Raw genomic sequence first — 18089 nt, forward strand, 5'->3', positions numbered from 1 at the left:
CGCCGGGGCCTCAGGCTCCGGCGCTTTCGCGTACGACCGCGATACCAGCTTCCTTCTGGGCCTTGAGCTCCGCCTTCAGCCTGGCCGGATCGCGCGCGAAGACGAAGCCGAAACTGACGCCGCCTTCCTTGCCGATGGTCGCGTGGTGCAGCTTGTGCGCCTGTACCAGCCGCTTGGCGTAGCCCTTCTTCGGGACCCAGCGGAAATAGCGCTGGTGGACGAGCCCGTCGTGCACCAGCGTGTAGATGACGCCGTAGCAGGTGATGCCGAAGGCAATCCACCACAGCAGGTCCGACACGACATAGCCGATGGCGAACATCGCGAAGACGATCGTGCCGAAAGTCAAGGCGTAGAGGTCGTTCTTCTCGAACGTATTGTCGTGCGGCTCGTGGTGGTCGCGGTGCCAGCCCCAGCCCCAGCCGTGCATGATGTATTTGTGCGCCCACCAGGCGAACAGTTCCATGCCGACAATCGACAGAAACACGGTCAGGAGAATGGCAGGCAGGCTCATGCGTTCAACTCTGTTTGCGACATCGCGCGGCGCGCCCGGGGCAAGCCCCACCAGGGGACGTGCGGGGCGCGGTGATGTTCGTGATGATAGCCGAAATGAAAGCAGCTGGCGAGCGAGGCGAGCACGCCGAAACCGTCGCTGCGGGCATTGTGTTCATCGGCAAACCCAGCCCCGTCATGGCGATGCGGGCGGAAGGTGCCGAAGTAGAACAGCTGCATGGAGGACGCGATGGCCGGTGCGCCGTAGAGCAGGACGATCTTCTCGACCGGAATGCCCAGCACCACCCAGTAAACGGTCACCACGGTGCTGACGAACAGGATCGACCGCCAGCCGAAATAGCGCCTTAGGAAGGTGGCGTACCACGGCCAGAAGCTGGTCGGGTGGTCGGCGCTGAAGTCGGGATCTCGTTCGGTCCCCGGGGCCTTGTGATGGTCGAAATGGGCATCGCGCATCCGGGTCCAGCCGAAACCTGCGTACAGGAACAGCAGGCTGCCGCCGATCGCCCCGTTGAGACGCCTGTGCCCCGGCACGAGCGAGCCGTGCATCGCGTCATGGCTGACGATGAAGAGGCCGACGGAAAGCCAACATTGCACCACCGCCATCAGGAGTGCGACAGGCAGGCTCGTCCAGGTGAGCTCGAACACGAACATGGCGTAGGCGTGGATCGCCAGCCAGCTTGCCACGATGCCGAGCGCAAGGGCCAGGCCGATGGCGGCCTGCCCGCTGCGCGGGGCTGCCGAAAGCCGGATTTGCTGAGCGCTTGCCATGTCGCGGATATAGTGGCCGCTGAGGGCCAGTGCAAAACGCTATTCTGCGCGAGCCCTGCGTGCAGAGGTGAGGCCGAAGAATTTTTCCGCCACTTCGCTGCTGATACGCGCCGGCCGGTGGGTTTCGCTGTCGAGGCAGCACCACATGCTCTTCACTTCGGCCAGGACGTCTTCGCCGCGGCGAATGACCGTGTTGTAGAAGCTGCGCGCGCCCTTGATCTTTTCGAGCACGGTTTCGGCGATCACCTCGTCATCGAGGAATGCGGGCTTGCGATAGGTAATCTCGTGCTTGAGTGCGACCCACGCCTTGCTCGCCACCTCTTCTGCCGGTGCCAGCTTCTGCCAATGCGCGAGCACGACGTCCTGCACCCAGTTCAGGTAGCGGGCGTTGTTGACGTGACCCATGAAGTCGATGTCCGTGGGGATGACCTTGATCGGGAAGGCGAATGGCTTTGCTGACATGAGTGTCAGTAAAGCAGAGAAAGGTTAAGTTTGGAAGACTCTGGAATTGCCTTTTTGCGCGCGTGACAATCGTGCCGCACATCTTGCCCCGACATGGCCAGCAAACCGCGCACACTCTACGAAAAGATCTGGGATGCCCACGTCGTCGAACGTAGCGACGATGGCACCTGCCTGCTCTATATCGACCGGCATCTCGTTCACGAGGTCACCAGTCCGCAAGCCTTCGAGGCGCTGCAGGTTTCGGGCCGCACGGTCCGCCGCCCCGACCTCACGCTGGCCGTGCCGGACCACAACTTGCCAACGACCGCGCGTCTCGATGCAGCGGGCAACCGACTGCCAATCGCCGATCCGCAGAGCGCCGCACAGCTCGCCGCACTCGAAGCGAATGCGCCGGCTTTCGGGATCGACTACATCGACGCCGCCGCGCCCGAGCAGGGCATCGTCCACGTTGTCGGCCCCGAACAGGGCTTCTCGCTGCCCGGCACGACCATCGTCTGCGGTGACAGCCATACGGCCGCCCATGGCGGGATCGGCGCGCTGGCCTTCGGCATCGGCACGAGCGAAGTCGAGCATGTCCTTGCGACGCAGACGCTGCTCTTGCGCCAGAGCAAGACCATGGAAATCCGCGTAGAGGGCGAACTCGGCCCCGGCGTGACGCCGAAGGACCTCATCCTTCACATCATCGGGGTCATCGGGACCGCCGGCGGCACCGGCCACGTGATCGAATACCGCGGCGATGTGTTCGAACGCATGAGCGTCGAGGGACGACTGACCGTGTGCAACATGAGCATAGAAGGCGGCGCGCGCGCCGGCCTGATCGCGCCCGACGACAAGGTCTTCGCCTATCTGGCAGGACGCAAATACGCACCGCAGGGCGCCGACTGGGACCGCGCGGTCGAATGGTGGCGCTCGCTCGCCACGGACGAAGGCGCGCAGTTCGACAAGACCGTCGTGATCGACGCCGCCGATATCGAACCGACCGTGAGCTGGGGCACGAGCCCCGAAGACGTCGTGCCGATCGGCGGCACGGTGCCGGCACCCGAAAGCTTCTCCGACCCGTCCAAGCAACAGGCTGCCCGCAAGAGCCTCGATTACATGGGACTCGAACCCGGCGTGCCGCTGGAAGAGGTCGCCATCGAGAATGTCTTCATCGGTTCGTGCACCAACAGCCGGATCGAAGACCTGCGGGCCGCGGCGGAGGTGCTGAAAGGCCGCCGGAAGGCGCCGGGCGTACGCTGGGCGATCGCCGTGCCCGGCTCCGGCCTCGTCAAGCGGCAGGCGGAGGAAGAAGGGCTCGACCGGATCTTCACCGAAGCGGGCTTCGAATGGCGCGAGCCGGGTTGTTCCGCCTGCCTCGCGATGAACCCCGACAAGGTCCCCCCGGGTGAACGCTGTGCCTCGACCAGCAACCGCAATTTCGTCGGCCGGCAGGGCCCCGGTGCACGCACCCACCTGATGAGCCCCGCCATGGCTGCCGCTGCTGCGGTAACGGGGCGGCTGACCGACGTTCGCAAGCTGATCGGCTCGTAACCCTCTTGCCCTTCACCGCTCGCCATCCCATGAGGGCAGCATGACCAAGCTACCCAAAGGCAAGGCCGCCATCGCCGGTGCGATCGGTTCGGCCGCAATCGCCGCAGCGCTGCTCTATGCGAACAAGCGCCGCGAAAAGAAAAACCAGCCCAAGCAGCCCGGACCGATCCCTTCGGGCGAGAAACCGGAGACAGACTGATGGACAAGGTGTCGACCATTGCAGGCCGGGCGATCCCGCTGGGGCTCAAGAATGTCGACACCGACGTCATCATTCCCGCGCACTGGCTGAAGACGGTGAGCCGCGAGGGCCTCGGAAAGGGCGCGTTCGAAACGATCCGCCAAGCACCCGGCAATCCCTTCGATGTCGAGGATTTCGCCGGTGCCCCGATCCTGATCGCTGGTGACAATTTCGGTTGCGGGTCCAGCCGCGAACATGCCGCTTGGGCAATGCTCGACCTTGGCATCCGCGCGGTTATCGCGCCGAGCTTTTCGGACATCTTCTCGGGCAATGCCTTCAAGAATGGCATCCTGACCGTTGTCCTGCCGCCCGAACAGGTCGATCGCCTGCTCGAAGTGGCCAAGGATCACCCGATCACGGTCGACCTTGAAACCCAGACCGTCACCACGCCTTTCCAAGACCGCTTCGAATTCGAAGTGGACCCGTTCCGCAAGCACTGCCTGCTCGAAGGGCTGGACGAAATCGGCCTCACGCTCGAAAGCGTCGATGCCATCGAAAATCACGAGAGAAAGCGCGCGGCGGACCTGCCCTGGCTCGACGCGCCGCAGAGGAGAGATGCAGCATGAAAGCAGTCCTGTCGAAAGAGGTCGGCGGCCCCGAAACCCTTGTCGTAGAGGACATTGCCGAACCCGCGCCCGGCGCGGGCGAGGTGCTGATCAAGGTCGCCGCCTGTGCGATCAATTTCCCCGACACGCTGATCATCCGCGACATGTACCAGTTCAAGCCGCCCCGCCCGTTCAGCCCGGGCGGCGAGATTTCGGGCACGGTCGAGGCGCTGGGTGAAGGCGTCGAAGGCTTTGCCGTCGGTGACCGGGTGATCTGCGGTGTCGGCAATGGCGGCCTGCAGGAAAAGGTCGCGGTATCCGCCGCCCGCTTGTTCCGCGTGCCCGAGGGCATCGACCTCGTGCAGGCATCGGCACTGCTGATGACTTACGGGACGACCATCCACGGCCTGAAAGACCGCGGCGACATCAAGGAAGGCGAAACCGTCCTCGTCCTCGGCGCTGCCGGCGGCGTCGGCCTCTCTGCCGTCGAACTGGCCAAGGCCTATGGCTGCCGCGTGGTCGCCGCTGTTTCGACCGAAGAGAAAGGCGAGGTCGCCCGGAAAGCGGGCGCAGACGAAGTCGTCATCTATCCGCGCGCACCGTTCGACAAGGACCAGTCCAAGGCGTTGGCGCAGGCATTCAAGGATGCGGTCGGGCCGAACGGCGCGGACATCGTCTACGACATCGTCGGCGGCGACTATTCCGAACCGGCACTGCGCTCCATCGCGTGGGAAGGCCGCTTCCTCGTCATCGGTTTCCCCGCAGGGATCGCCAAGATGCCGCTCAATCTCACCCTGCTGAAGAGCTGCGACATTCGCGGCGTGTTCTGGGGCGCATTCACTGCCCGCGAGCCCAAGCGCAACAACGCCAATATCGCCGAGCTGTTCGACCTCTGGAAGGCCGGCAAGATCAACCCGTTGGTCAGCGAAACCTATCCGATCGACCGGGCCCACGAAGCCATCGCAAAGCTCGAAAACCGCGGCGCGATCGGCAAGCTCGTGGTGACGATGGACTGATTTTGCCTGCCGGGGGCCTTGCCGCTCGGCGGCGGCGGCCCTATTCGGCAAGGCAACTTCTTCCAAGGGGATAGACATGACCGACTTCAAGGATCGCGAACGCGGCGAGGAAACCAAGTTCGCATTCGACCAGGAAACCGAATTCAAGATCGCGGCGCGCCGCAATCGCCTGCTGGGCGAATGGGCTGCGGGCCTGATGAACCTGACCGAGGAAGAGACCGACGCCTACAAGAAGGCCGTCGTGCAGGCAGACTTCGAGGAAGCGGGTGACGAGGACGTGATCCGCAAGCTGCTCGGCGACCTGACTGCCGCGGAATGCGATATCAGCGAAGCCGATATCCGCTCCAAGGTCGAGGAATGCGCCGTCGAGGCACGCCGCCAGTTCATGAGCGACCAGAAGTAATCCTATGCCGATGACGTCCGAGGACATCGTCGCGCTGATCGAGGAAGCGCTGCCCGGCGCCGTCGTCGAGATGCGCGACCTTGCCGGCGACAATGATCACTGGGCGGCGAAGGTCATCGCCCCCCAGTTCGTCGGCAAGACCCGCGTCGCCCAGCACAAGCTGGTCTACGATGCACTGGGCGGCAGGATGGGCGGGGAACTCCACGCCTTGCAACTGACGACCCAAGTTCCCAACTGACGCTTCAGCAAGATTCATTTCAGACAAAGGCAGGGCAATCATGTCCGATGTAAATTCGCGCATCGCCGATCTGGTCGGCAGCAACGACGTGGTCCTCTTCATGAAGGGCACGCCGCTTTTCCCGCAGTGCGGCTTTTCCAACCGCGCGGTCGCCATCCTCGACCACTGCGGCGTGGCTTATGAAAGCGTCGACGTCCTGCAGGACATGGAAATCCGCCAGGGCATCAAGAGCTTTTCCGACTGGCCGACCATCCCCCAGCTCTATGTGAAGGGCGAATTCGTCGGCGGCAGCGACATCATGATGGAAATGTTCGAAGCCGGCGAACTGCAGCAGATGATGGAAGAAAAGCAGGTCGCCAAAGCCGAAGGCTGACTTTCTTCCGATCCTGAAACGGGTAAGGCCCGCCGGGGGGACGTCCTGGCGGGCCTTTTATTTGGTTCGAGACGCACCGGGAGACCAGGGTGGTCCGTCTCGTGAAGACCAAACGTTCTGACAGACATGATGCAGACCCCGTGCCAAAGCCGCGAATGCGGCGGTCTAGGCCGCTCACGATGGTTAACACCCGGATTCACTCTGATCGTTCTGTAAATTTTCCCGACACGGCCGGGAAAGAGGCGCTTGGCAAGCTGCCAGCCGCGCGGCACAACATCTCCCGATGAGCGCACCTGACCAGACTGTCGAACCGATTCCGGCCGCAACGCTGGTCATCTTCCGCAGGGGCCGCACCGGACCCGACCCGCAGATCCTCATGACCGTCCGGTCACGCAACATGAGCTTTGCCGGCGGCATGGCCGTATTCCCCGGCGGGCGCGTCGACCCGCAGGACCGCGCATTGGCGCGCACGCTTGCATCGCATGATCGCGAGGACGAGGTCGCCCACCGCATCGCCGCGATCCGCGAAACCCTGGAGGAAACGGGGCTCGCGCTCGGGCTTACGGGCGACATGGATGCAGGCCGCGCAGCCGAAGCGCGCGCCATGCTGCTCGAGCGCGGCGAACTGGCGCCCGTGCTTGCCAGCTTCGACCTCGCGCTCGACCTCGATGCGCTGACGCCTTTTGCCCGCTGGCTTCCCCTCGGCCTCGCGCACAACCGGATCTTCGACACCATGTTCTACCTTGCCGACCTTGGTACAGGAGCGGTGGAAATCGAGGTCGACGAAACGGAAAACACCCGCCTGTTCTGGGTGAGCGCGAGGGAAGCGCTGGCCATGGCCGATACAGGCGAGATCTCGCTTATCTTCCCCACCCGCCGCAACCTCGAACGCCTCGCGCAGTTCGCATCCTTCGACGAAGCGCGCGACCATGCCCGCGCGACGCCGGTCAGGACCATCACGCCGGAAATCGTCGAGGAACCGGACGGTTCGTTCCTCACCATTCCCGACGATCTCGGCTATCCGGTGACCCGGGAACAGCTGACCAGCGCGATGCGGGGCTGAGGCAAGGCTGGCGCGCCCGGCAGGACTCGAACCTGCTGCCTCAAGATTAGAAGTCTCGCGCTCTATCCAGATGAGCTACGGGCGCGCGCGGGGCGAGCCATAACGCGGCTTTGCGATTGCGCCAATCGGCGATAGTCAGCGCGCTATGGAAAAGCAGGACCACCCCGCCCCGGCGCAGGCGCCGCAGTTTCGCTATTACGACCTGGTGATGGCGGCTTTCGTCACCATCCTCCTGCTGTCGAACCTGATCGGTGCATCCAAGCCCAGTTACGTCACCCTGCCGGGCCTTGGCGAGTGGTCCTTCGGGGCGGGCGTGCTGTTCTTTCCAGTCAGCTACATCATCGGCGACGTACTGACCGAGGTATATGGATATGCCCGCGCGCGGCGCGTGATCTGGACCGGTTTTGCCGCGCTGCTGTTCATGGCCTTCATGGCCTGGGTGGTGGTGCAACTCCCACCGGCAGAGGGCTGGCCGGGGCAGGAAGCCTACGAATTCGTCTTCGGCAACAGCTGGCGCATCGTGCTGGCGTCCATGGTTGCCTTCTGGGCGGGCGAGTTCGCCAACAGCTTCGTCCTTGCGAAGATGAAAGTGTGGACGCAGGGCCGCCATTTGTGGATGCGCACCATCGGCTCGACCGTTGTGGGCCAGGGGCTCGACAGCCTGATCTTCTATCCGCTGGCTTTCTGGGGCCTTGCCGGCTGGCCGCCCGAGCTGCTGTGGCAGGTCGTCCTGTCCCAGTGGCTGATCAAAACCGCGTGGGAAGCGATCCTGACACCGGTGACCTATCTGGTCATCAATTCGCTCAAGCGCGCCGAGGGCACCGAGGTGTTCGATACGGACACCGACTTCTCGCCCTTTGCGACTAGTAGCAACCGCGCATGAAAAAAGGGGCGGCACCAGGCCGCCCCTTCCCCCTCCCTTTGACAGGGTTATTTAGAACTTCGCACCGATCGCGACGCCGTAACGGCGCGGGTCGAGCGTGAAGATATTGGTGAAGTTACCCGACGAGGCATCGGTCAGGTAAAGGCCCGTGACCGAGTCCGAATCGAAGATGTTCTGGACGAATGCCCGGACGTACCAGCGCTCGTCGGCCGAGTTGAGCTGGATCTGCGCATTCGCCTGAACGAAGGGTTCGATCCGGTTCACGTTGCCGTTGAACACGTTGCCGTACTGTTCGCCGGTCAGCGAAAGGTCGAAGCGGGGCACCAGCGTCATGCCGCTGGCGAATTCCGCCGTGTACTGCACGCCCAGCGACGCCTTGTATTCCGGCGCCTGCGGGAGCTTGTTGCCCTTCAGGTTGACCAGCACCCCGGAGTTCAGCACCGAAACCGGGCCGAAGGCGTCGATGAAGGGCTGCAGCGGAGCAAGGGCCGGGTTCACCAGGCCAATCGCTCCGTTGGTCGCAGCTTCGTAGATCGAGCAGATGCCGAATGCACCCGACGAGGCAATACCGCCATCGGCCGGGAATTCGCTGGTGCCCTGAAGCCCGAAATAGGGGTTCAGGAAGTTCACCAGGCCATCGGCCCCTGCACCGGTCAGCGCACAGTGCGAACCATTGCCCAGGTCCTTCATAATGACGGCATCGGGATCGCCGCCGCCCCAATCGCGCGGGTTGGCGAAGAACTGGTCGCCCGCAACCTCGGCATTGAGGTAGCTGAGGTTCATGTTGATGAGCCAGTTCCGGCTCGGCGCCAGGACGGTTTCAAGTTCCAGACCCCAGATCTTGGCATCGATCGTGTCGTTGACCGAGGTACGTGCCACGATGCGGCTGAGCTGCAGCCCGCCGTAGTCGTAGTAGAAGCCGGTCAGGTTCACCTGTGCCGCACCGTCGAGGAAGGTGTTCTTCGAACCGATTTCGAACGCGTTGATCGATTCCGGACCGAAGCTTTCCGGGACAGCGAAGATCGGCGACAGCGGCGGGTTGATACCACCCGACTTGTAGCCGCGCGAATAGGACACATAGAGCGTGTTGTCGGGCGTGATTTCGTAATCGAGCACCGCACGACCCGTCACCTCGCTGAACGACACCTCACGCACCTGGAACGGTTGCGGACCCGGGGTCCCCGGATCGGCATCGTAACCTGCAGCGAACGGCGAATCGAAAGGATCGCCATCGTTGCTGAAGGGGTTGAGGAAGCTGGCAAGCGTGGTGCGCGCTTCAACGGTCTTCTTGTCGTCATTGTAGCGCAGGCCGCCAGTGAACTTCAGGCGATCGGTGATGTCGAAGTAGATTTCACCGAAGATGCCGAAGCTCTGCAGTTTGAAGTCGGTCGTGTTGTTCCGGTACATCGACGTCGCGAGGTAGGACGGAGACAAACCGTTCGCGAAGGACGAGAATGTCCCGAGCATGGCCGTTGCGTAATCGAGGCCGAAGGCGTTCACGTAATAGCTGTCCTCGCCCACCTTGGATTCGGCATAGATGCCGCCGACGAGGAAGTTGAACGGCCCGTCGAAGTCGCTCGACAGGATGGCTTCGCCCGACCACGAGGTCTGTTCCTGGTAGGAACGGTCGAATGCCAGCGGGGCGTCCGAACAGACCGACTGGCCTTCGAAAACGCCCTGGTTCTCTGTGAGGTTGTCCGAAGTACACAGCACGCCGTTCGGCCCATTGGGGATCAGCGCCGCTGCAATCGGAGCGAAGTAGGCGCTGGAGCCCGGGATGAACGCCGGCGAGGCAACACCCGTGGGAATGCCGTTAGCCGCGAAGAACGCCAGCGTGTTCAGGGCACCGGCGTAACCGGCACGGTTCTGGACGCCGAGGTTGTAGTCCTGACGGCTGTCGACCGTGGTTTCCTGGTAGATCCCGGTCAGTGACAGGTTCATCGCGCCGATGGCCTGCTCGAGGTGTGCCTGGATCTGGAGTTCGTCGGCGTAATATTCCGGCGTGAACGGCGTGCTTACGACGCGCACGTCATCCGGCTCGTCGAAATTGGCAAAGCCGTCAGGTCCATAGACGCTGCCCAATGCAAGCGCGGTCGGCAGGCCCTGGATGGCGAAGAGTTCGGCCGAGGTCAGGACCGATGCCAGCGTCGAGTTGGCGTTGGTCTTGTCGAAATCGCGGCGCCCTGCAAGACAGCCGAGCACGCCCGTGGGGTCGCGCTGACAGGTCTGCTTCTGGATACGCATGCGATCGTCGTCTTCACGGAAATAGAAGCCCATGAGGTCGAGAGTAGTGGTTGCGGTCGGTTCGAACCGCAGCGAGCCGCGGATCGCATACATCTCGCGGCCGTCGATATTCGAGCCGTCGTAGAGGTTTTCCGTGAAACCGTCGCGGTCGAGATAATAGCCGGCCACGCGCACACCGACGGTGTCGCCGATGGGAATGTTGACCATGCCCTTGACGCGCATGCTGTCGAAGCTGCCGTATTCGAATTCGGCAGCGGCGCCGAAGCCGGACAGGTCGGGCTTCGCCGTCACGACGTTGACCACGCCCGACGTCGCGTTACGACCGAACAGCGTGCCCTGCGGGCCGCGAAGGACTTCGATACGCTCGAGATCGAAATACTCGGTCTCGAACAGGCGCGTGCCGAACAGCGGCGAACCGTTGACGTGGATTGCCGTTGCAGCATCGCAGGTCACGCCGACGCAAAGGTCGCCGATGCCGCGGATGGTGAAGCTGGAGCTGGTGAAGTTCGACTTGGTGAACGAGACGTTCGGCAGCGTCAGCTGAAGGTCGCTCGCATTTTCGATCTGCTGCGCTTCGAGCGCTTCGGCATCGAAGGCGCTGACCGCGATCGGAACTTCCTGCAGGCTCTGCGCCTGACGCTGTGCGGTAACGATGATGACGCGGGTATTGTCGGTGGTTTCTGCAACTCCGGATGCACTGGAATCGCCGGTGGTATCCTGCGCATAGGCCGGAACGGCGAGCGCGCCCGCACAGATGCCGGCCAGGAGGCCTGCCCTGATCTTCATATTCCCTCTCCTCTTCCCCTGACCGCTCTGATGTCGGCCTAGGGACAGAAAGCTAACATGAAATCGTATTCAGGCAAGGGATTGCGCAGTAATGTTGCGCTGCAACAGCGTTTTGCAATGGATATGTTGCGATAGCGAAAAAAGTCTGGGGGCCGTTGACGCTACGGCATGGCGGGTTAGCGCGGTTTTCCGCGATTACCGGCCATTTTCGAGCAAATTGCGACTTTCTGCTATTTCAGCGATCCCGCGGCGCCCATCGGGGTCGCGCGACAGCTGCACGACCACATCGATGACGCTTGCGGCATAGGCAATCGTATCCTGCCGCGTGAGGCCGATGCCGGTCTGCATCACCATCAGCGCCAGTTGCTCCAGCGCCCCGCGCAGGCTGTTCGCGTGGATGGTCGAGAAGCTGCCCGGATGGCCGGTGTTGATCGCGCGAAGGAAGCTGACGCTTTCGGCTCCGCGAAGTTCGCCCAGCACGATCCGGTCTGGTCGCAGGCGCAGTGCCGCCTGGAGCAATTCGTTGGAAGTGACCTTGGCTTCGCCGAGTTCGCCTTTCACCGCCACCAGGCCGACGCCGTTTTCGCCCGGCAGTTTGAGCTCCGGCGTGTCTTCCACCAGCACGACGCGCTCGTGGCGCGGGATTTCGCCCAGCATGGCGTTGAGGAAAGTCGTCTTGCCCGTGCTGGTGCCGCCGGAGACTAGGATGGTGCGGCGCTGGCGGATCGCTTCGCGCAGGAACGCGACAGGCTCGGCCTGCGGGTCGGGCATGGCACCGCGCTCCGGCCGGGAAAGCGGGCCGGTGTCATAGGCATCGAGCGGCAGGTCGAGCCGGCGATGGCGGCGGATCGCCATGGCCCAGTGCTTGCGGGCAGCGGGCGGGCCACAGAATTGGACACGCGCCCCGCCCGGCAGGGTCGCACCCAGCAGCGGGTGTTCGCGGTTGATGCCTTGGTGGCTGACGCGGGCGACCTGCTCGGCCAGGCGCTGGATCAGCCGGTCGTCGATTTCGGGGCGGCGGAGCTTCTGCATCCCGCCGGCCGAGGCGTCCTCGATCCAGACTTCGCCCGGCCGGTTGACCAGGATTTCCGTTACCGTGTCGCGCTCTAGCCATTCGGCGAAGGGCTTGAGGTAGGCGTCGAGATAGACGCTGCGTTCGCCATGCAGGTCGACTGCCGGCGCGTCCTCGTCAGCAGCGCCCTGCTGGGCAAAGGGATGGATATCGGCGCTCATCGCCCCAGCCTGTCCTCAACTCACCCGCGAGAAATCGAGGTCGCGCGCCGTGAAAATGCGGATCGGTTCGCCCATGCGCACGCGCACGGTCGGTCCGCGCTGGCCGTCCTGCTGGGCTGCGGTAGACGCCGCCGACTGGCCCGCGCCGCCGATGATCACGCCGCCTGCACCGCCGCTGGCGATAGTGCCGAGCCCGCCGACCACCGAGAGGAGGAGAGCCGAACCGAAACGCTGGAAGAAACCGGCGCCCGACACCTTGCCTTCCAGCCCGGTCGTGCCATCGAAGCCGATGGCGGGCGAGGCGAGGTTCACCGAAGCTCCGTCCGGACGGATCAGGCGCGTCCAGATCACATAGGCGCGCTTCTGGCCGTTCTGCATGCCCGACTGGTACTGGCCGATCAGGCGGCTGGACCGCGGCACGAGCACCTTGGTGCCGTCGAAGCTGCGCACGTCCTGGCTGACAACCGCGCGGACATAGCCCGGTACATTGGTGTCGATCGCGGTTTCGAGGATCGCGGGAATGAGCGTGCCCTGCGTGACCGTGGTCGAGGGGTTGGTCATGGCCTTGGCCTGGGCCGGCGCGCCGCCCACCCCGCCCACGCGGCTGGCGAAATCGGATGCGGAATTGCCCGTGGCGCTGGCTGCGCCTTCGCTCGCGGCCTCTGCAAGAGCGGCTGCCGGACCACTTACGACGCCGCTGCCGGAATCGAAGACCACCGTCGGATTGCTGTAGGGGTTGGGCCCGGGCATCGTCTGAGGAGCGGCCGCGAGCACCGGCGCAGGAGCAGGATCGGCCATGGCGGCCTGCTGCTGCGGCGTGGGCGGCGCGATGGCCGCGTCGGCTGCCGGCGCTTCGACCGGTGCAGCCGCGACAGGAGCCTGGACCTGCGGATTGCCCACGCCTTCAGGTGCGGGAAGGCGGGCCGAATTCATGCTCCACAGCGTGATTGCACCAAGACCGGCCACGATGGCGATCCCGGCCACCATGCCGAGTGCATCGGACTTGCCGCCCGGGCGGGCGACTGCCGGGAAGGCGTTACGTTGTGCAAGGTCGATGACGTCCGCATCGGCCTCGTCGCGCGGGTCGACATCATTGGCGATTCCGGGGCTGCCGGGCTTTTTCTCGGGAAGGCGCATGGCGAGACGCATCAGTTATTCCCCTTCTGGGCCAGCGCCGCATCGGGGTTGCGCGCAGGCGTCGCCGCCCGTTCGGGCCCGGTGTTGACGAGCGTGGCGCTTTCCTTGCCAGCTCGCAGGATGATCGTGCGCGGCACGCCGTCGATGACGATGGTTTCGCCGCGAACGGTGTAGTTCACCGGCCCCTCGTCACCCTTGGCGTTGGTCACGAGAATGGCAGGCACATCCTTGCCGGTCGGCCAGCTGAGGAACACCGCCTGTCCGTCGTCGAACGCGCGCTCGGGCAGCAGGGCTGCATCGCCGTCCCCGCTCCACGCGAAGTTGAGGTCTGCCGGATCGACCGCCGCGAAGGGATCCGCGGGCGCTTGCGGCTCGGCAGCGGACTGCGCCAGCTGGGCTTTCCGGGAATCTTCCTCGGGGTCGACCGGATAATCGAAGCGCAGGACATACAGCGGCTTTGCCGTCGGCGAGGCGACAAGGTCGAACAGGTAGGTGCGCTTGCTGGTGACGACGGTGAGGTTGGTCGTGGCGCGCGCCTCGAGCGGTTTCACGAACAGGATATTAGCGCGCTTGTTGGGCGTGACCTGCCAGATGGTCGAATTGCCGATGGCGACATTCTCGATCACCTCGTCCTCGCCGAAGACGATGCTGGCCTGCACGTTCACGCGGCCCGGAATGGTGACGACGCTGAACTCGTCATAGGTGACCTCGACGAGGCGCGAGTCCGCAAATGCGGGCGTCGCTGCCAGGGCCAGGGCGAGCGCGGGGAGCACTGCGCGTTTCATCGTGAATTCTCCGTCGAAGAAGCGGGACCGCGCGCGGGCGCGGGCTTGAAGCGGCTGCCGATACCCATCGTCCGGCTGGGCCCTTCACTGGCCGGTTTCGGCTGACCGGCGGCTGAAGCGGTCGCATAGACCTTGGTGGTGCGCACGGTGCCCGAAGATGCGCCTGCATCGTTTGCGGCAGGAGCGGTCGCGGTAGCCGAGACATCGATACGGCGTGCCTGTTCGCTCGCCTGGGTGGCGGCCTGTGCTGCGGCAAGCTGCTGGTGGTAGACGGGCGATGCGGCGGGAGTCGGCACGCTGTCGCGTTCCTCGCCGCTATTGGCGAGGCCGAACACGGTCCAGCCCGCCACCATGGCTCCGGCAACCTTGAGCACCAGCACCATCAGCGCGACATGGACCGCGCCGATCATGAAGAAGGCCATGCCCGCCTGCGCCGGGACGAACCCGGGGTTGGCGGTGAGCGAAGTGAGGATTGGAACCGCAAGTTCGAGCATGATCGAGCCGCCCAGCACCGCGAACAGCGGCGCCAGCGCACACATCACCACGCCCTTGATCCAGCCGGTGAAGAGGCCGCGCGTGCCGTTGAACAGCGCCATCACTACGAAGACAGGCCCCAGCGCGATCAGGATGCCGAGCGCGATCTTGGTCGTGACCAGCAGGCCCACCGTGCCGAGCATGAACAGCATGGCGCCAAGCCACATCATCCCGTCTGGAGAGAAGGCGGAGAAGTCGGAATTGCCCCCGCTCGCTTCCTGGATCGCCATGAAGACCACGTCGATCTTCTGCGCGAAGGTATCGGTGGCCGAGCCACGTGTGCCGGTGAGAATTCCGGCGAAGTAATCGGGCGTGCCGATGGCGAGGTTCCACACCACGCTCTGGTAGGCGACCCAGCTGGTGGCGAAAGTCAGCACCAGTCCCAGCGTCATCATGCGCGGCACCAGGCTGCGCACACCCAGGTTGGTGCGGCCGGTCAGCAGCAGGAAGCCGAAAATCGCGATATAGAGCGTGAGGATGATGGTCAGCGTCGTACCGAGCGCGCCGCCGGGCGCGAACAGGCGTCCGAAGGCCATGGCCGAAGCCTCGCCCGCCACGCAGTCCACGCCGCGCAGGGCGGCGGCGACGCCGTTGCCTACCTGCTCGGCGGCCTGCTGGCAGGTCGCGCTCGTCATTCCGCAGCCAATCCGAGATTGAGGTCATCGTCATCCAGCACATCGTTCGCCCCGCCGGGCCAAGCCTTGCCGGTAAGCGCCGGGAACCAGTCGGCAGGCGCATCGCCCATCGCCTCGCGCAGCAGGTCGAGACGGCGGACCGAGCTTTCGCGGCCAGACAGCAGCGTCAGCACTTCGGGCGCGCCGGAAAGGTCGAGCCGAACCACAACGCTGGCATCCGGCTGGCGCACGAGGAAACAGCGGCTGTGTGCCGGCAGCGTGCGGATAAGCGCGAGTTCGTGGCTCGTAAGCCCGAAGCCGTCGCAATAATCCTCTGCCCGCGCGCGGCTGTTGGGCATGAACACCATGGTCGCCGTCTGTTCGACCAGCGCGGTTGAAATACGGCTTTCCAGCGCATCACGCGCCGACTGGGTGGCGAAGCCTACCAGCGCGTTGCGCTTGCGCAGCGTCTTCAGCCAGTCGCGGATACGCGCGGCGAAAACCTCGTCATCGAGCGCCTTCCAGCCCTCGTCGATGAGGATCATCGTGGGCTTGCCGTCAAGGCGCTCCTCGATCCGGTGGAAGAGGTACATCATGGTCGGCGTGCGCAGCTTGGGGTTTTCGAGCAGCGCGGTCATGTCGAAGCCCAGCACGCGTGCGCTGAGGTCCAGCTTGTCCTCCCGGTTGTCGAACAGCCAGGCGTTCTCGCCCTCTCCGATCCAGGCCGACAGGCGGTCCGCAAGGTCGCCCGGCTGCGGGCGCTTGCTGCCGGAGAGCAGTTCGCGGAAGTGGCGCAGTCGGCGCAGCGAAGCGTCATTGGCATAGGCCGCATCGACCGCATGGGCGATCGTCGCATCCTCTTCCGGCCCTTCGGCCTTGAGCAGGACACCTAGCCAGTCGCGCAGGAAGGCCCGGTTGCCGGGCGTATCGGGCAGCGCGAGCGGGTTGAAGCCGGTCGGCTCGCCGCTGCGGATGCTGTCGTAACGCCCGCCAATGCCGCGCACGAACAGTTCCGCGCCGCGATCCTTGTCGAACAGGATCGTGCGGGGGCTGAACTTCTGCGCCTGCGCGGCGAGGAAGTTCATCACCACGGTCTTGCCCGAGCCGCTCGGCCCGATGACCGAGAAATTGCCGAGGTCGCCATGATGGAAATTGAAGAAGAAGGGCGTCGCGCTGGTGGTTTCCAGCAGAGTGACCGCATCGCCCCAGTGATTGCCCTGCGCCTGGCCCAGCGCGAAACCGTGGAGCGAACCAAAGCTCGCCATGTTGGCGCTGGAAATCAGCGCGCGGCGCACGAGATAACCCTCGTTTCCGGGGAACTGGCCCCAGAAGGCCGGTTCGAGATTGGTATCCTCGCGCACCGCGATCGCGCCGGTGTCTGCCAGTGCGGCGGCGCAGGCTGCAGTCGCATCGTCGAGACGGCCGAGGTCGCGTTCGCGCACCATAACAGTCAGATGATGATCGCCGAACCCGACCGCGCCGTTACCCAGCGCGTCGCGCGCGGCCATCATGTCGACCCGTTCCGCCATCGCTTCTTCGTCGGCGGACTTGAGGCGGCGGATCGAAAGGTCCATCCGCTCGCGCGCGGTCTGGCGTTCTGCCGGAGCGTAGCTTTCCGATACGACCATCTCGTAAGGCAGGCGCAGCAGGCCATCGAGAAGGCCCGGGCTGGTAGCCTCAGGATAGTCCTTGAGGCCCAGGATCGCACCGAAATCGGGCGAACCGGACCCGCGCAGTTCCATCGCATCGAGGCCAAAGCTGACGCGTCGATAGGGCAGCATCAGGCCGATATCGACATCGTCCGAAGGCTTCCGCACCGGGCGCATCTCGCCGTTGTAGAGCGCCGAGAGCAGTTCGAGCAGTTCCGAGTTCACGTTGCCCTGCGGACCGACATATTCGCCCAGCGGCACAGCGCCATAGGCCTGCAGCGAAGCCACCAGCCCCTGCGAGGCAGCGCGCAGCGAGCGCAGGTCCTTCGGATCGGGTTCGAGCCCTTCCTTGTTGCGCCGGGCTTTCTTCGAAATCTTCTCGACCCAGCCGGCCTTGCCGCGTGCCGGGCGGCGGATGAGCGTGATGAACTGGTCGTTCACGAACAGCTGGCCGGACCCGAGGCGCTCCTTCCAGCGCGCATCGATGTGTCGGCTGATCGGATCGGGGAACTGGGCGTCGAGTTCCACCGCTACGCGGCGACGGATCACGTGATGATAGAGGACGAACCGCGCATCGAGGGTCGAGCGCAGCATGACCTCGCGCGTGGCGGCATGGGCGTTCAGCGCCTCGCTGTCCTCGGTCTCGAACAGGAGGCCGGGGACCTGGATGGCGGTCATCACGCTGCCGTCGCGCAGCAGCAGCGTGTTCTCGTCCACGAGGCGCGCATAGGGCAGGCGGTCTCCCGCGCGGGCTTCCTTGGCGCTCCACGAGGCCGGGCCGATCCACTTGAGATCACGCGGCATAGCTGTTGCACCCCCAGCGCTTGTAATTCGGCACGCGCGGGCACTTCGACACCTTGGTAATCCACAGGTCGAAAATGCGCGGTTCGCGCAGGCAGGCGACATAGCCGACGCCGTGCATGACGAGCGCGGCGAACAGTGCCCAGAAACTGCCGGTGATGAGGAAAACCTCGGTCGTCACCACCCCGTTGATGATGAAATAGTTGAACGTCACTCCCGCGAACATCTGCGGGCGGGTGAGCGCTCTGTGGACGGGATGGCGGACGAGCGCGGTCAT

General features: G+C 64.5%; 19 protein-coding genes and 1 tRNA gene. 9 read left to right on the forward strand and 11 right to left on the reverse strand.

Going from position 1 to position 18089, the window contains the following annotated elements; all coding sequences use genetic code 11:
* Window positions 1-10: 10 nt before the first annotated feature.
* From LCL94_RS03820 to LCL94_RS03830, 3 genes are read right to left on the reverse strand one after another with little or no spacing between them, the layout of a single operon-like run.
* The gene (locus tag LCL94_RS03820) at window positions 11-511 is read right to left on the reverse strand and encodes a sterol desaturase family protein (protein WP_224831054.1); all 501 of its coding nucleotides are present in this window, start codon (window positions 509-511) and stop codon (window positions 11-13) included.
* Entirely contained in the window at window positions 508-1278 is a 771-nt protein-coding gene (locus LCL94_RS03825) for a fatty acid desaturase (RefSeq protein WP_224831055.1), read from the reverse strand. The genes LCL94_RS03820 and LCL94_RS03825 overlap by 4 nt, the downstream gene beginning before the upstream one ends.
* A 39-nt stretch (window positions 1279-1317) precedes the next feature.
* Window positions 1318-1740, reverse strand: a complete 423-nt coding sequence (locus LCL94_RS03830; RefSeq protein ID WP_224831056.1) for an acyl-CoA thioesterase — start codon at window positions 1738-1740, stop codon at window positions 1318-1320.
* 93 nt (window positions 1741-1833) lie between these two features.
* Here LCL94_RS03830 and leuC point away from each other — a divergent pair, with 93 nt between their 5' ends.
* The 8 genes from leuC (at window position 1834) to LCL94_RS03870 (ending at window position 7146) form a co-directional block, all read left to right on the forward strand.
* Window positions 1834-3270 carry a 3-isopropylmalate dehydratase large subunit gene (gene leuC, locus LCL94_RS03835; RefSeq protein WP_224831057.1) on the forward strand — a complete coding sequence of 479 codons (1437 nt, stop codon included), beginning with the start codon at window positions 1834-1836 and terminating at the stop codon, window positions 3268-3270.
* A 40-nt stretch (window positions 3271-3310) separates the two neighbouring features.
* The gene (locus tag LCL94_RS03840; RefSeq protein WP_160608011.1) at window positions 3311-3469 is read left to right on the forward strand and encodes an isopropylmalate isomerase; all 159 of its coding nucleotides are present in this window, start codon (window positions 3311-3313) and stop codon (window positions 3467-3469) included.
* Complete coding sequence (gene leuD / locus LCL94_RS03845; RefSeq protein WP_160608012.1) at window positions 3469-4074, forward strand: 3-isopropylmalate dehydratase small subunit; 606 nt, start codon at window positions 3469-3471, stop codon at window positions 4072-4074. The genes LCL94_RS03840 and leuD overlap by 1 nt, the downstream gene beginning before the upstream one ends.
* Entirely contained in the window at window positions 4071-5069 is a 999-nt protein-coding gene (locus LCL94_RS03850) for an NADPH:quinone oxidoreductase family protein (protein ID WP_224831058.1), read from the forward strand. Before leuD ends, LCL94_RS03850 begins: the two co-directional genes overlap by 4 nt.
* 76 nt (window positions 5070-5145) lie before the next feature.
* Window positions 5146-5472 (forward strand): DUF1476 domain-containing protein, encoded by a 327-nt coding sequence (locus tag LCL94_RS03855; RefSeq protein WP_224831059.1) that lies wholly within the window; start codon window positions 5146-5148, stop codon window positions 5470-5472.
* A 4-nt stretch (window positions 5473-5476) separates the two neighbouring features.
* Window positions 5477-5710 carry a BolA family protein gene (locus LCL94_RS03860; RefSeq protein WP_224831060.1) on the forward strand — a complete coding sequence of 78 codons (234 nt, stop codon included), beginning with the start codon at window positions 5477-5479 and terminating at the stop codon, window positions 5708-5710.
* A 40-nt stretch (window positions 5711-5750) separates the two neighbouring features.
* Window positions 5751-6083, forward strand: a complete 333-nt coding sequence (gene grxD / locus LCL94_RS03865; protein WP_222553844.1) for a Grx4 family monothiol glutaredoxin — start codon at window positions 5751-5753, stop codon at window positions 6081-6083.
* Between the two features lie 283 nt (window positions 6084-6366).
* A complete protein-coding gene (locus LCL94_RS03870) occupies window positions 6367-7146 on the forward strand; it encodes an NUDIX hydrolase (RefSeq protein ID WP_224831061.1) in 780 nt (259 codons plus the stop codon).
* Between the two features lie 8 nt (window positions 7147-7154).
* On the opposite strand, the gene LCL94_RS03875 is transcribed toward LCL94_RS03870, so the two are convergent.
* Window positions 7155-7231 (reverse strand) — tRNA-Arg (locus LCL94_RS03875).
* Between the two features lie 60 nt (window positions 7232-7291).
* Between LCL94_RS03875 and LCL94_RS03880 the strand changes: the two genes are divergently transcribed.
* A complete protein-coding gene (locus tag LCL94_RS03880; RefSeq protein WP_224831062.1) occupies window positions 7292-8029 on the forward strand; it encodes a queuosine precursor transporter in 738 nt (245 codons plus the stop codon).
* A 51-nt stretch (window positions 8030-8080) separates the two neighbouring features.
* Here the strand turns inward: LCL94_RS03880 and LCL94_RS03885 are convergent, their stop codons facing one another.
* From LCL94_RS03885 to LCL94_RS03915, 7 genes are all read right to left on the reverse strand, one after another.
* Window positions 8081-11059, reverse strand: coding sequence for a TonB-dependent receptor (locus tag LCL94_RS03885; protein ID WP_224831063.1), 2979 nt, complete (start codon window positions 11057-11059; stop codon window positions 8081-8083).
* A gap of 195 nt (window positions 11060-11254) precedes the next feature.
* Complete coding sequence (gene virB11, locus LCL94_RS03890) at window positions 11255-12292, reverse strand: P-type DNA transfer ATPase VirB11 (RefSeq protein WP_224831064.1); 1038 nt, start codon at window positions 12290-12292, stop codon at window positions 11255-11257.
* Between the two features lie 15 nt (window positions 12293-12307).
* Entirely contained in the window at window positions 12308-13441 is a 1134-nt protein-coding gene (locus LCL94_RS03895) for a TrbI/VirB10 family protein (protein ID WP_224831065.1), read from the reverse strand.
* Entirely contained in the window at window positions 13441-14214 is a 774-nt protein-coding gene (locus LCL94_RS03900; RefSeq protein ID WP_224831066.1) for a TrbG/VirB9 family P-type conjugative transfer protein, read from the reverse strand. The genes LCL94_RS03895 and LCL94_RS03900 overlap by 1 nt, the downstream gene beginning before the upstream one ends.
* The gene (locus tag LCL94_RS03905) at window positions 14211-15383 is read right to left on the reverse strand and encodes a type IV secretion system protein (protein ID WP_224831067.1); all 1173 of its coding nucleotides are present in this window, start codon (window positions 15381-15383) and stop codon (window positions 14211-14213) included. The genes LCL94_RS03900 and LCL94_RS03905 overlap by 4 nt, the downstream gene beginning before the upstream one ends.
* Window positions 15380-17815: a VirB4 family type IV secretion/conjugal transfer ATPase gene (locus LCL94_RS03910; protein WP_224831068.1), complete on the reverse strand. Its 2436-nt coding sequence runs from the start codon at window positions 17813-17815 to the stop codon at window positions 15380-15382. Before LCL94_RS03910 ends, LCL94_RS03905 begins: the two co-directional genes overlap by 4 nt.
* Entirely contained in the window at window positions 17805-18089 is a 285-nt protein-coding gene (locus LCL94_RS03915) for a type IV secretion system protein VirB3 (RefSeq protein ID WP_224831069.1), read from the reverse strand. Before LCL94_RS03915 ends, LCL94_RS03910 begins: the two co-directional genes overlap by 11 nt.

It is taken from the genome of Qipengyuania gaetbuli (assembly GCF_020171365.1).
Lineage (GTDB): Bacteria > Pseudomonadota > Alphaproteobacteria > Sphingomonadales > Sphingomonadaceae > Qipengyuania > Qipengyuania gaetbuli_B.